The sequence below is a fragment of the Pseudomonas sp. WS 5410 genome, from assembly GCF_012985645.1.
In the GTDB taxonomy this organism is placed as follows: Bacteria; Pseudomonadota; Gammaproteobacteria; order Pseudomonadales; family Pseudomonadaceae; genus Aquipseudomonas; species Aquipseudomonas shahriarae.
Genome location: NZ_JAAQWS010000020.1, coordinates 64,882 through 77,810 on the forward strand (window position 1 = coordinate 64,882; position 12,929 = coordinate 77,810).

12 protein-coding genes are annotated in these 12,929 nt (G+C 61.7%); 4 read left to right on the forward strand and 8 right to left on the reverse strand.

The features are described 5' to 3' along the window. Positions 1-9 precede the first annotated feature (9 nt). The gene (locus HBO24_RS24175; RefSeq protein ID WP_029292333.1) at positions 10-459 is read right to left on the reverse strand and encodes a YcgN family cysteine cluster protein; all 450 of its coding nucleotides are present in this window, start codon (positions 457-459) and stop codon (positions 10-12) included. 153 nt (positions 460-612) lie between these two features. Between HBO24_RS24175 and HBO24_RS24180 the strand changes: the two genes are divergently transcribed. After that, entirely contained in the window at positions 613-1,206 is a 594-nt protein-coding gene (locus HBO24_RS24180) for a nitroreductase family protein (RefSeq protein ID WP_120732150.1), read from the forward strand. 76 nt (positions 1,207-1,282) lie between these two features. Here the strand turns inward: HBO24_RS24180 and HBO24_RS24185 are convergent, their stop codons facing one another. The 7 genes from HBO24_RS24185 to cynR all read right to left on the reverse strand — a co-directional run bounded on the left by HBO24_RS24185 (position 1,283) and on the right by cynR (position 10,734). Next, positions 1,283-4,726 (reverse strand): hypothetical protein, encoded by a 3,444-nt coding sequence (locus HBO24_RS24185; RefSeq protein ID WP_170060470.1) that lies wholly within the window; start codon positions 4,724-4,726, stop codon positions 1,283-1,285. Positions 4,727-4,815: 89 nt separating this feature from the next. Beyond that, a complete protein-coding gene (locus tag HBO24_RS24190) occupies positions 4,816-5,748 on the reverse strand; it encodes a D-2-hydroxyacid dehydrogenase (RefSeq protein WP_057441285.1) in 933 nt (310 codons plus the stop codon). Between the two features lie 113 nt (positions 5,749-5,861). Continuing rightward, positions 5,862-6,155 (reverse strand): YcgL domain-containing protein, encoded by a 294-nt coding sequence (locus tag HBO24_RS24195; RefSeq protein WP_057441287.1) that lies wholly within the window; start codon positions 6,153-6,155, stop codon positions 5,862-5,864. Beyond that, entirely contained in the window at positions 6,152-7,285 is a 1,134-nt protein-coding gene (gene rnd, locus HBO24_RS24200; protein WP_170060471.1) for a ribonuclease D, read from the reverse strand. Before rnd ends, HBO24_RS24195 begins: the two co-directional genes overlap by 4 nt. Positions 7,286-7,407: 122 nt before the next feature. Further along, positions 7,408-8,064: a class I SAM-dependent methyltransferase gene (locus HBO24_RS24205; protein ID WP_057441289.1), complete on the reverse strand. Its 657-nt coding sequence runs from the start codon at positions 8,062-8,064 to the stop codon at positions 7,408-7,410. A 98-nt stretch (positions 8,065-8,162) separates the two neighbouring features. After that, positions 8,163-9,536, reverse strand: a complete 1,374-nt coding sequence (locus HBO24_RS24210; RefSeq protein ID WP_057441291.1) for a glutamine synthetase family protein — start codon at positions 9,534-9,536, stop codon at positions 8,163-8,165. Positions 9,537-9,822: 286 nt separating this feature from the next. Beyond that, positions 9,823-10,734: a transcriptional regulator CynR gene (cynR, locus tag HBO24_RS24215; RefSeq protein ID WP_057441293.1), complete on the reverse strand. Its 912-nt coding sequence runs from the start codon at positions 10,732-10,734 to the stop codon at positions 9,823-9,825. A gap of 112 nt (positions 10,735-10,846) precedes the next feature. Between cynR and HBO24_RS24220 the strand changes: the two genes are divergently transcribed. Genes HBO24_RS24220 through HBO24_RS24230 form a run of 3 tightly spaced genes read left to right on the forward strand, consistent with a single transcriptional unit; the run spans position 10,847 to position 12,884 of the window. Continuing rightward, positions 10,847-11,488: a carbonic anhydrase gene (locus HBO24_RS24220; protein ID WP_057958801.1), complete on the forward strand. Its 642-nt coding sequence runs from the start codon at positions 10,847-10,849 to the stop codon at positions 11,486-11,488. A 28-nt stretch (positions 11,489-11,516) separates the two neighbouring features. Further along, positions 11,517-11,987: a cyanase gene (gene cynS, locus HBO24_RS24225; RefSeq protein WP_057958800.1), complete on the forward strand. Its 471-nt coding sequence runs from the start codon at positions 11,517-11,519 to the stop codon at positions 11,985-11,987. A gap of 54 nt (positions 11,988-12,041) precedes the next feature. Then, positions 12,042-12,884, forward strand: coding sequence for a cache domain-containing protein (locus HBO24_RS24230; RefSeq protein WP_057441329.1), 843 nt, complete (start codon positions 12,042-12,044; stop codon positions 12,882-12,884). The last annotated feature ends 45 nt before the right edge of the window (positions 12,885-12,929 follow it).

Consider the following 12,929-nt stretch of genomic DNA (forward strand, 5'->3'; position numbering starts at 1 on the left):
ACGCTCTCCTCAGCCTGCGCGGAAAATCAGGTAATCCTCCCAATCGTCCTCGGGCACGCTGCCTTCGCTGAGCATGCGGCCGGACTGGGAAATGCGTTCGTGGTGCACCGCATCGCGGTCACCGCAGACCAGGTGGTGCCAGAGCGGCAAATCCTTGCGCTCACTGACCAGGCGATAGCCACAGGTCGGCGGCAGCCACTTGAACTGGTCGGCCTGGCCCGGGGTGAGCTGGATGCAATCGGGCACCGAGTCCCGGCGGTTAGGGTAGTCGGTGCACTGGCAGGTTTTCAGGTCCAGCAGTTTGCAGGCGATACGCGTGTAATAGACGCTGTTGTCGTCTTCGTCTTCAAGCTTTTGCAGGCAGCACAGGCCACAGCCGTCGCACAGCGACTCCCACTCCTCCTGGTCGAGGTGCTCAAGGGTTTTGCGTATCCAGAAAGGTTCGACTTTAGCGGCCATGGCTCTACATCAGTATCGGTAGGTGAAAAGGTCGCCAGTCTAGTGCCCAAGCCCCCTGGGGCCAAGCGCTTACGACTGCCGGTAAGGCGAGACTTGTCAGACGTGCAGCGGCGACGTAGTTTTGAAGGCCGTTTTTTTCATCAGGATGCGCTTATGAGCTCTGAGCCACGCGTTGCCGATTATCCGATTCATCCGCAGTTCACCGACCGTTGGTCGCCGCGTGCGTTTACCGGCGAGAGCATTGCGGTGGAAACCCTGCTGAGTTTCTTCGAAGCCGCACGCTGGGCACCTTCGGCTTATAACTCGCAGCCCTGGCGCTTTTTGTACGCGCGGCGCGATACGCCGGACTGGCAACGGTATCTGGGCCTGCTGAACGAGTTCAACCGTGGCTGGGCACAACATGCGTCGGCATTGGTGATCGTGATCTCGAAAACCGACTTTGCGGTGCCCGGCGCCAGTGAAGAAACCCCGGCACTCTGGCACACCTTTGACACCGGCTCGGCCTGGGGCCACCTGGCGCTACAGGCCAGCCTCAGCGGCTGGCACACCCACGGCATGGCCGGTTTCGATCAGGAGCTGACCCGCAAGGAACTGAAGATCCCCGAGGGTTATGCGCTGCACGCGGCCGTCGCCGTGGGCAAGCTCGGTGACAAATCGACTCTGGCGGACTACCTGCAGGCCCGGGAGGCTCCCAGCCCGCGCCGGCCTTTGACCGAGTTGGTGGCTGAAGGGGATTTCAACCTTTAAGCACGGGATCCGCCTGTGGCTAGGGCAGTCGCCGCCCCCCTGCCGTTAAACACCGGCAGGGGGCATCGCAAGTTGCTCAAGGGGCTTTAGCGACAAGGCTGGCAAACGCCCTGCGCAGTTCCTCCTTCTGTCGCTTATAAGCCGCCATCACCACCGGCACCATAAACTCCGCGCCCTGCGAATCCATATCCACCGGATAAATCTTCTGGTCTTTGGCCGAATACATAAAGTTCTTTAATTGCAGATCATTGTGATAGATATCCTTGGCCTCCATCTGCGCCAATACATCATCCATGAATGATCGCGCTTCCGGCGGCAAACTGTTTCTCTCAAACTTACTGAGATCCACGCCATCGACTTTGCCCATCTTTATATATTTACGACCGTCCTCGATGATCACACTTGCAAACCCCTCACCATAATATTTATTCAGCGATATCGCCTCCATGCTGACGTATTTAGCGGGAGGTTTGATTGCGGTAGGGCCAAGATCCTTGTAGACACTTTTCCCGTCGCGACTTGCGTAGATGACCCCCTCGCCGCCAAGTCCAATCACCTCCCCCAGATCGTCTGCCACCGACTGCGGAGCGGCGCCGGGCAAACGCAGGCGCTGCCACTGATCGCCCTGTACATGCTGGACCAGCAGCGGTGTCTGCCGACCTTTGTGATAGATCCGAGCCTGCACCACCCCATCCTCGGTACGGGTGACTTGTCGGACTTCATAGACCGCAGTCTTACCAGCGCTGTCGGTGTGGCGGATATGGGACAGGTGGCCATCAGCCGCGACGTAGACCCCCTGACTATTGCGCGAAAGCCCGGCAATGCTTGCGGGTGCAACGCTGTACTCGAGCAGCATCCGATTGCTCAGCTCACTGCCCGGCGCAATACGCGCCACGGCAAGCGTGCCGCCCATCGCCTTGGTTTCTGCGGTGAACCCTTCAAGAGGCCCGCCATAAGGCCGCATCTTGTCGGCGTCGAAGGCATACCATTTGCCGCCCTGGAGCACCGCACCGCCCTCGACACGCTGCCCTGCGACCCTGAACGTGCCCGTGGCCGCGGTGCCATAGTCCTTACTGACCGCCTTCAACAAGTCATAGCTGCCGGAAGCCCCCCTGAGCCGGTTAACCGCCTCAATCCCTTTGGAAACGCCTTTGCCGACCAACCTCGCACCGCCGACCGCCAACTCGCCCCACCCGCCAAGGGGGTTCAATGCACTGATCGTGGCAGCCCCAATGATCTTTGCGCCCTGTAAAACCTTCGCCGCTGCGGATAACGCAGTCCCACCCAATCGGCCCAATTTCCCTGCGCTTGCAGCGCCAGCGCTGAGCAAGCCAAAGATATCCAGCGCAAGGTCAGTAGCCCCTTCGCCATAATTACCCTGCTGGAAATTGCCAATCGCCGAATAAAACGGAACAAGGCTCAACAGATACGCTTCAGCCACTGCTGCCCTGCCCCGCTGTTTGTCCAACGTGGTCTGCCCCCGCGCGTGTTCCTTTATGTCGGGATCATCGAGATCAAGGTGTTCAACAAATGCATCGGCGATGTATCGAGTGCGATCCGAAGCAAGGCTATCCAGTAACGCGTTGCTTACCGGAACGCTTTGTTTGTTCTGCTGCACAGCGTCATTGCGCGGTACGAACTCTCGGGTCTCGCGGACAAGATTGGCCTTTCTTGAAGTGCGCACATCCGCTCGCCAGAGGTCCGTCGATCGAATAACACCTTGGGCAAAGTTGATTTCGTATGCTGCAGGCTCACCCTCCCCTTCAATTTTCAACAGCAGTTCCTGCCCCTTGGGATGATCGGTTTTATCCGTAAATCCAAGGCCTAGCGTGTGGGACAGGTTTTGATAGAAGGTGATTTTTCCATATTCGAATTTCTTCCGATCCGCCAATGGAAGCTGTGCGATCAGGTGTTTGATGGCGACAGCGATCGCAGCCTTTTTACTCCGGATCGTGTCATTGAACTGCTGGTTGAATGCCTCGGTTATGCCAAATCGGTGATTGGCATTCAACTCGGCCAGGGGGATGCGGCTGTCCGCCGAATAGAACACCGCCGGCGACGGCAGGTCCATCATGGCGATATCCAACAGCGAATGATGGCCGACCAATATGGTTGCCGGTGTTCCGGGACCGCCACGGGGATGACGGGTGGTGTTGATCAACGGCTCTTCAAAAAGCCCGCCCAGGTCGCCAAACCGTTGCTTGAGCGCCTCCAGGGCCATCGCTTTGCGACTGGGAATGTCCTTATCCAAGGACTGGCTGGCAGTGATCATTTGCCGCTGGCGGGTGTTGAAGGTGGTTTGCAGCAGGTTCAGCTCTGCGTCGGTGTAGCGCTCATCCTCCTTGCGTTCGAGCAGGCCATTGACCACGCCCCAGTCCACCAGGGCCCCCCGCTGCACATCGCGGGTAAGACCAGGATCGGCCGCGCCCGCACTTTCTGCCTGCTGCATGACCTGGGCGAAGGTCATGTTCGGCACTTTCCCCGGCGACTGGGCCTCGATGGTCGCCGTAGCAATTGCCAGGCTGACCCAGGCCGGGCTGCCATAGGTCACCCGGTCCGGGATGTCCTTGACCAGAAATTCAGGCGCCTTGCGGGCCAGCAACCCATAGGCGCCTACCCCAGCCATCTGCGGGCTGGTCTTGCCACTGCTGCTCAGGTGCCTGCTCAACCTGTCCACCACGAAGGAGGCAGGTTTGCCCCAGTGCGCATCGCTGGCCAGGTCGAAACCCGCCACCTTGTTGCGATGAGGCGCGGCGATGGACTGCGGATCCAACTGCACCGCAATGGCGGCCAGCAGATAGTCGTTGACGCTGCGGTCGGTGGCTATCCCGCCCATTTGCTCTTGCAGGTGCTTTCCCAGCCGCTGCCCTTCAGCGGAACTCACCAGGGATTCCAGGGCCTTGACGGGGTTGCTCGGTACCGGTGTGGCAACGGGCTGGCGCTGGTCCAGAAAATCCAGCAGCCCCTGGCCTTGTGCGCCCTGCGGCTGCTCTGCGAGGTGGCTCTGGGCGAACGCACCCAGCCTGCGTTGCTCATCTGGGCTCATGGGCACCGGCCACGACAACCCTCCGCCAAAATCCCCAAGCGGATGCTCCAGGGCTCTTGCAGTGACTGCATCGGCGAGGCTGGTGAGATGAAAGTGGCTGAGGGGCAGGAACAGGCCCAGGTGCCTGATGACGCTCGCCAAAGTGGCGCTCTTGCCGTCTGCCAGGGGATAGGAGGAGCCGGCGTCTATGTCCAGGGGGGTATGCGCCAACGCGGCCTGCACTGCCTGGGGTGTGGCGTTTACCCCCAGCCGGGTGGCGACTTCGTAGAGCTTTTGCCCCAGTACCTTGAGGTTCTGCCTGTCGCCCAGTGCAGCCTCAAGGCCTGGCTTCTCCTCGACCAGGCTGATCCGGACCTCTTCGCCGCCAGTTGCCAGGTTGGATTCCGTCGGTGGGGTGCTGACGGGATCAGCCAACGATGCGGGCAGCATGGCCCCCAGAGACGGTTGCGAAGCAACAGCGCGCGATTCAAGCATGGAGAGGCCTCCCTTCTTAAGGTCAGTGAGCCTCCCACGTTGCCGCCAGCGATAAAATCAGATGCGCGCTACTCGCGATGTGGGGTATTTCAATATCCCCGCTCGAAACTCACCTCGCCACGCAGCGAATCCTTGGCCTGGTACGCCCGCAGATTTTCGACAAACAGTGCCACCATGCGCCGCGGGCAGGTCGGCGCCGAGCTGTGGCCGGTCAGCAACAAGCCCCAGGCGGTCCAGAACGGATGGCGCTGTGGCAGTGGTTCCTGGCGACAAACGTCGATGACCGCGCCGGCCAGGTGCCCTTCTTTCAGGGCCTCGACCAGATCGGCATCCACCACCGCCACACCCCGGCCGACGTTGATAAACAGGCCGGTGGGTTTGAACTGCTTAAACAGCGCCGCATCGTACAGATCGTGGGTATTGGGGGTGTTGGGCAGCAGGTTGACCACATAGTCCACCTCGCCCACCAGACGGCCCAGTTGATCCGGCCCGGCTACCTCGATAAACGGGGCCTGCTCCCGGGCTTGGCTGGCAATGCCGTACAACTCCACACCAAAGGGCAGCAGGAATTGCGCCACGCTCTGGCCGATATCACCGGTGCCGACAATCAGCACCTTGCGCCCCGCCAGGCTCTGGCCCATGCGGTTGTCCCACTTGCGCTCGACCTGGCTGACCAGGCGCGCCAGCACCTCACGTTCGTGGCCGAGCATGTAGGTGAGCACGTACTCGGCCATCACCTGGCCAAAAATGCCGACCGCGCGGGTCAGGCGATAATCCCGAGGCAAGCCATCGGCCAGCAGCGGCGTGATGCCAGCCCAGGTCGATTGCAGCCATTGCGGGTGATGGCCCTGGCGCAGCAGGGTTGCCAGCAGGTCCGGCTGGCCCAGCCATACCGGGCAATCGGCGGCATGGCGCGACAATTGGGCCGAGTCGCCACTGGTCAGGACTTCAAGATCCGGCGCCGCTTCGCGCAGCAGTCGGGCGTACAGCGGGTGGTCCTGTTCTGCTATCAGAACGCGCATGGTTCAAACCTTTCAAAAACAGTGCAGGCGGCCACCGACAGCAAACTGACTGCAGGGCTCGGGGCTCGCCAGGTCATTCGATTCAAACGTGTCCCGAGCGGGACACGGGTCGATCACATCGGGTCGTTACGGCGCAGCAGTTCTTCGGGCAAGTGCTCGATGTACTCGTCATCCGGCGGTGGCATTTGCAGGTGGTAGCCCTGCTTTTGCAGGTTGTCCAGGACCGCGACGATATCTTCCTGCTGCAGTTTGCGTTCCGGCGTCAGCACCAGGTTGAACGCGTGTACCGGCTTGCCGAACACGGTCAGCAGGCCCTCGGGCACGCGTTCCAGGGCATCGCTTTTGAGCACATAAAGGTACATGCCAGCGCGTTTCGGGCTGCGGTATATGGAACAAATATGTTTCAAGGCTGTTCTCCGGCAGTGGCCAGGCTGTCGAGCAGCGCCTGGCCCATCAACTCGCGGCGCCAGCCACGCAGCGAGTCAGGCAATTGGTAAGGCCCATCGGGGTAGCCACTCTTGACCAGTGCCTCGAGGGTTTTCTTGCGCAGCATCAGCTCCGGGGCCATGTCCAGGCGTTCGGCGAAGGTCTGGCCGAGCGCGCGCAGTTGCTTGATCAGCACAGCGGCATCCACCGGCAACGGCTCAGGCACGGCCGGCGGCCATTGGTCCATCGGCACACTGGCGGCACGCTTGATCAGGCCCAGCAGGAATTCGCCGTCCTGGCGCACGGTACGCGGGTGCATGTCTTCGGTTTTGCCCAAGGCCGCGAGGTTATCCGGCTGCGACTTGGCCAGGGGCCATAGCGAGTGTTCGCGGACGATGCGGTTGCGTGGCAGGTCGCGGGCACGGGCTTGCTGCTCGCGCCAGGCGCACAGTTCGCGCAGGACGGCGAGCTGGGCACGGGACAGTTTCCAGGCCAGCTTGGCGTCGCGGTACACCTCGTAAGGGTCGATTTCCCGGCGTAGGTTGGCCACCAGCTCGGCGCCGTCTTCCAGAACCCAGGCGTATTTTTCGTCCGACAGTCGCGGACGCAGCCGTGTATAGACTTCCGCCAGGTGCACCGCATCTTCGGCGGCGTAACTGACCTGGGTCTCGGACAATGGCCGCTGCAGCCAGTCCGAACGGGTCTCGCCCTTGGGCAACTCGATGTCCAGCACCGCTTGCACCAGGCGCGAGTAGCCCATGGAGAAACCGAGGTTCAAGTAGGCGGCTGCCAGTTGGGTGTCGAACAATGGCACCGGCAGGCTGCCGGTCAGGCGCAGCAGCACTTCCAGGTCTTCACTGCAGGCATGCACCACCTTGATCACCGCCGGGTTTTCCAGCAAGGCGGCCAGGGGTTGCCAGTTATCAATGGTCAGGGGATCGATCAGATAAGCGCGTACACCATCCCCGATCTGGATCAACCCGGCGATGGGATAGAAGGTGTCGACCCGCATGAATTCGGTGTCGAGGGCGACGAATGGCAACTGCTGCCATTCGGCGCAATGCTGGCCGAGGCTATCGTTGTCGCAGATCCAGTGAATATCGATGGCCACACGGCTCTCCCTTGAAGAATGGCGCGCAGTATATATCGCCAGCGGGACTTTCGAGCACCCGCAGTGTGCCAGCCATCATGAAAACTCTGACAGGAGACGAAGAATAGCCCGACAGTTGAGGGTTATCCTCTTTTGCGCAGCACATAAACCCGCCACAGGGCCGAGCCGGGCATGAACTCTTGCTGGTTCAGCACCGTAAAGCCCGCCTGGCGAAACTCCGCTTCCACCTCCACACGATGGGACAACAAGGGTTGCCCTGTGCCCGGCGGATGGAGCTGACGATGGCGGCTGTCACTGTCCACCGCGACAATCACCGTGTCGCGGCTGACCCGGTGAAACTCGCGTAACAGCGTCAGTCGCGCCTCGACACTGGAGACGTGGCGAAACAGTTCCAGGCAAAAAATACAGTCCACCGCGTTGGCCGACAGGCCGATGGAAAATGCCGAACCCTGGAACGTCTTGATCCGCCGCAGAAAGGCCGCGCCATAGTGGCTCTGGGCATGATCAAGCATGGTCTGGGAAAAGTCCGAGGCCAGGATCACGCGATTGCTGTGCTCGGCCAGCACCGGCCAGAAGCGTCCCGCCCCACAGGCCAGGTCCAGCAACAGGCCGGGCTCCCCCGCGACTTTCAGAGCCTGGCGCACCAGGCGCTCGTCGCGCCATAACCACAGGCGCCGCAACAAGCCTGGCGGCCGTGGGTCACCACAGACGCGAGCGTGGTCACGATCACAGCGCGCGGCGAATTCAGCCTCGATGGACGATGGGGGTTGCGACGACATCACGGTACTCATGTAGATGAACCGGTCTCTACGGACACTGGACTTTCAGCTTAATCACCCCCGCGTGAAAAAAAGGTCGAAAGACTCAGGGTTCATCATCACGCCTGGTGCAGGTACCAGCGCCAGTCCTGCTCGCCCACCTCGCCCATGAACTGCCGGTACTCGGCCCGCTTGACCGCCAGGTACACGCCGAGAAATTCCTCGCCGAACGCTTCACGCGCCCAGGCCGAACCTTCCAAGGCACGCAAAGTGGTGAGCCAGTCGGTGGGCAGCAGCTCCTTGGCCTGGGCATAACCGTTGCCCGTCACCGGCGCGCCGGGATCGCGCTGCTCGCGAATGCCACGGTGGATCCCCGCAAGGATGGCCGCCGCCGCCAGGTACGGGTTGGCATCGGCGCCACAGATGCGGTGTTCGATATGCCGCGAAAACGCCGGCCCACCCGGCACCCGCAGGCTGACGGTGCGGTTGTCGACACCCCAGGTGGCCGCCAGCGGCGCATAGCTGTTGCTCTGGAAACGCCGGTAAGAGTTGGCGTTGGGACAGAACAGCAGCAAGGAATCGAGCAAGGTGCTGAGCATCCCGCCGACCGCCTGGCGCAGCAGCGGCGTACCGTCGGCTGCCTCGCTGGCAAACAGATTGTTGCCATCGGCGTCCGCCAGGCTGACGTGCATGTGCATGCCGGTGCCGGCCAGGTCGTCGAACGGCTTGGCCATGAAACAGGCGGTCATCCCGTGTTTGTGGGCCACGCCCTTGACCAGGCGCTTGTAACGCACCGCCTCGTCCATCGCCTGCAACGCATCGCTGCGATGCTCGAGGGTGATTTCCACCTGGCCGGGGGCGTATTCGGAAATCGCCGTGCGCGCGGGAATGCCTTGCAGCTTGCAGGCGCTGTACAGGTCGGCCAGAAACGGCTCGATCTGCTCCAGCTCGCGCAGGCCGTAGACCTGGGTCGAGCGCGGGCGACCGCCGTCCATATCCCGCGCCGGTTGTGGGCGGCCGTTACTGTCGGGCTTCTGGTCCAGCAGGTAGAACTCCAGTTCCGCGGCCATCACCGGGTAATAACCATCGGCCTTGAGCCCGTCGATGACCTTGGCCAGCAGGTGCCGGGGGTCGGCCACGGTCGCCGGCAAGCCTTCCTCCGGGTGCATGCTGACCTGCACCGCCGCCGTGGGAATCAACCGCCACGGCATGCGCTGCAAACTGCCGCTGATCGGGTAGGCGCGGCAGTCGATATCCCCCACCTCCCACACCAGGCCGGAGTTTTCCACGTCATCGCCATTGAGGGTCAGGCCCAGAATGGTACTGGGCAGCGGCCGGCCGGTGGCGTAGACCGCCAGCAGTTCATCACGGTGCAGCAACTTGCCGCGGGGCACGCCGTTGCTGTCGAGGATGAATAGCTCGAACATCTCGATATCGGGGTTTTGGTCAAGAAAGGATTGGGCTTCGTGCAGGCTGGCAAAGACGGTACTCATGGCAACTCTCTTACGTTTGCGTCAGGCAGGCGCGCGCGACGGCGCACCCGTGATAGGGGCAATCAGCGTAAGGGAGCGGTATCCGGCGGGCGGGCATGGCGGCAGTGCCACAGTGCCCAAAAAGCCAGTTCAGAAGGCAGTGCATCAACGCCCAGCCAACACACCGGGCGGCTGGGCGCGGTGGCGCCAGGCGAGGCCTCGGGGTGAGTGTCGGGGGAACCGTCCATGCAGGGATCACAGTGAAGAGATGAGCGCCAGCCTCACACGCTGGGTTACGCCCTTAAATTCAGTCTTGGTGGAGTTCACTTTCAGGATGACTAAACATTCGCCACCCACTCACCACGTCGACAAACGCCCGGCATGCCGCGCTGCGATAAGCGCCCTTGCGACTGAGCAGGGCCACCGTGCGCTGCGGCAACGGCGGGCGCAGTTGCACCGCGTGCAAGCCCTGCTGGGCCATAGCCACCTCGCGGGGCAGGATCGTCGCCAGTTGGGTATGGCGAATAATTTCAATCACCGCACTGATCGAATTGGCCTGCATGGCAATCTGCGGCGTTATCTCCAGCGTCCGGCAATAGTCATCAATGTAACGTCGCGTCGCAAATCCGCTGTTCAACAGCACCAGGGGTTGCTGCTTGAAGTCAGCCAGCTTGAGCCACTGTTTGCGCTTCAAGGTTGGATGACTGGCGCTGGCCACTACGCTCAACTCCTCGACAAACACCCCTTGGCATTCGATGTCTGGCATGTGCTCGCCGCTGAAGCCAATGCCGATATCCAGCTGATCCTCGGTCAGCGCGCGCTCAAGACGGTCCTGGGGCATTTCCTCGACGCTGACGGTGATCCCCGGATACTGCCGATAAAACCGGGCCAGCAGCGGCCCGATCAGGTACGCGGTGAACGTTGGGGTCATGGCCAGGCGTAAATTGCCGCGAGTCAGGTCCTGCACGTCATGCATGGCCCGGGTGCCCGCCTGCAGATCCTGCAGCGCCAGGCGGGCAAACCGCACATAGGCCTGGCCCGCGTCGGTCAGGTTGACACTGCGCCCGGAACGATCCAGCAGCGGTGCCCCCAGGCTCTCTTCGAGTTGCTTGATCTGTTGCGACAATGTCGGCTGCGACACATGCAACGCTTCGGCAGCCCGCGTGAAGTTACGGTGCTCGGCGACGGCCAGCAGGTAGCGGATATGGCGTAGCAGCATGCAAAACACTCCAACTATAGGCATGACTTATGGAAACCATAATAAGCCGGTCTTGGACGCTATAACCAAAAACTTCCATCCTTGCCCCATCAGCGACGCAAGGAGAAACACCATGCAGCATCTCATCGACGGCTTGCGCAAGTTCCAGAGCGAAGCCTTCAGCCAGCGCAGTGACCTGTTCAAGCAACTGGCAACCACGCAACACCCCAGCACGCTGTTTATTTCCTGCTCCGACAGCCGTGTAGTCCCGGAGCTGTTGACCCAGCAGGAACCAGGCGATCTGTTTGTGATCCGCAATGCCGGCAATATCGTGCCGTCCTACGGCCCGGAGCCGGGCGGGGTCTCGGCCACGGTCGAATATGCGGTGGCCGTGCTGGGGGTCAGCGATATCGTGATTTGCGGCCATTCCGACTGCGGCGCCATGACGGCCATTTCCACCTGCAAATGCCTGGATCACTTGCCCGCCGTGGCCAACTGGCTGCGCCATGCCGAGTCGGCCAAGGTGATCAACGCCGCACGTACCCATGCCTCGGATGCAGAGCGACTGAGCGCTCTGGTACGGGAAAACGTGGTCGCACAATTGGCCAACCTCAAGACTCATCCCAGCGTCGCCCTGGCGCTGGAACAGGGCCGGCTGAGCCTGCATGGCTGGGTCTACGATATCGAAAGCGGCTGCATCAACGCCCTGGATGGCCGCACCGCTCGCTTTGTATCCCTGCTGGACAATCCACAGACCCGCGCACACGCCGCCTGAACCTTATTTAACCGAAGAGGAAGTCATCATGCTGCAATCCCAATTGTCCCAAACCCCACGCCTGGCCCTGGCTGACACCGTGATTGATATCAAGGCCCGCAAAAACCTGTCCTGGCAGGACCTCAGCGACGGCACCGGCCTGAGCCTGGCGTTCGTCACCGCGGCCCTGCTCGGGCAACACCCGCTGCCCAAGGACGCAGCCGATGTGGTGTGCGCCAAACTGGGCCTGGACGCGGACGCCAGCCGTCTGCTGCAAAGCGTGCCTCTGCGCGGCAGCATCCCCGGTGGCATTCCGACGGACCCGACCGTGTACCGTTTCTATGAAATGCTGCAGGTCTATGGTTCAACCCTCAAAGCCCTGGTCCACGAGCAGTTTGGCGATGGCATCATCAGCGCCATCAACTTCAAGCTGGACATCAAGAAGGTCGAAGACCCGGACGGCGGCTCCCGCGCGGTCATTACCCTGGACGGAAAATACCTGCCGACCCAGCCGTTCTAATCCCCGGGCAACCGTCTACGCTCTTGGGACATTCACAAGAACGAGGGACGGGTAATGAAGGGAATGCTCCGCGCCACCTGGCTGCTACTGTTGCTGTGTTTCAGCCAGGCCCAGGCCGCAACCCCCAATGAACAGGACGCCCAGGCCGCCAAGGCGCTGCTGGAGAAGGCCCTGGCTTATTACCACGACAACGGTGACAAGGCCTTCGCCGCCTTCAGCCGCCAGGGCGAGTTTGTCGACAAGGACCGCTATGTGTTCGTGGTCGATACCAAGGGCGTGCTGCTGGCCAGTGGCGGTCCGTCATCGGCGCTGATCGGGCGCGACGTGTCCGAAGTGCTCGGGCCGGACCTGCGCCAGTCGTTCAAGGCGGCGCTGAAGATCCCGGAAGGCAATGGCATCCAGCAGGCCGAGTACCGCTGGCAGAACTGGAACGACGGCAAGGTGGAGCGCAAACATGTGTTCTATCAGCGCATCGGCCAGCGCATCCTGGCCGTCGGCTATTACCTGCCCCGGGCCACGCCCGAACAGGCCAAGGCTCTGCGGGACAAGGCGGTCAGGGAACTGGAGAAAAACGAAGCCGGCGCGTTGAAGGCCATCAATGCGCTGCAGGGCGGCTTTTTGCAGGACGACCTGTATGTGTTTGTGGTCGACCTGGATACCGGGCGCTATGTGGCCCACGGCACCAACCTGCGCCTGATCAACACCGACTTCGCCAAGGTCAAGGACCCGGACGGCAAGCCCGTGGGCGAGCCGATCCTGCAACTGATGAAGGAGCAGGATCAGGGGGAATATCAATACCGCTGGAAAAACCCGGTGACCGGCAAGGTGGAAAACAAGCATGCCTATCTGCGTAAGAGCGGGCATTTTCTGGTGGCGGTGGGTTACTACAGCCCGTAAGCGGGCAACGCGCACAGCTGCATTGCATGTAGGAGCCGGCTTGCC

What these genes read in the sequence shown, in the direction of transcription:
- HBO24_RS24210 (WP_057441291.1), bottom strand. Translation starts at nt 9,536, where the DNA reads ATGAGTACCGTCTTTGCCAGCCTGCACGAAGCCCAATCCTTTCTTGAC.
- cynS (WP_057958800.1), top strand. Translation starts at nt 11,517, where the DNA reads ATGCTGCAATCCCAATTGTCCCAAACCCCACGCCTGGCCCTGGCTGAC.
- HBO24_RS24190 (WP_057441285.1), bottom strand. Translation starts at nt 5,748, where the DNA reads ATGCGCGTTCTGATAGCAGAACAGGACCACCCGCTGTACGCCCGACTG.
- HBO24_RS24185 (WP_170060470.1), bottom strand. Translation starts at nt 4,726, where the DNA reads ATGCTTGAATCGCGCGCTGTTGCTTCGCAACCGTCTCTGGGGGCCATG.
- HBO24_RS24180 (WP_120732150.1), top strand. Translation starts at nt 613, where the DNA reads ATGAGCTCTGAGCCACGCGTTGCCGATTATCCGATTCATCCGCAGTTC.
- cynR (WP_057441293.1), bottom strand. Translation starts at nt 10,734, where the DNA reads ATGCTGCTACGCCATATCCGCTACCTGCTGGCCGTCGCCGAGCACCGT.
- HBO24_RS24205 (WP_057441289.1), bottom strand. Translation starts at nt 8,064, where the DNA reads ATGTCGTCGCAACCCCCATCGTCCATCGAGGCTGAATTCGCCGCGCGC.
- HBO24_RS24175 (WP_029292333.1), bottom strand. Translation starts at nt 459, where the DNA reads ATGGCCGCTAAAGTCGAACCTTTCTGGATACGCAAAACCCTTGAGCAC.
- HBO24_RS24230 (WP_057441329.1), top strand. Translation starts at nt 12,042, where the DNA reads ATGAAGGGAATGCTCCGCGCCACCTGGCTGCTACTGTTGCTGTGTTTC.
- HBO24_RS24220 (WP_057958801.1), top strand. Translation starts at nt 10,847, where the DNA reads ATGCAGCATCTCATCGACGGCTTGCGCAAGTTCCAGAGCGAAGCCTTC.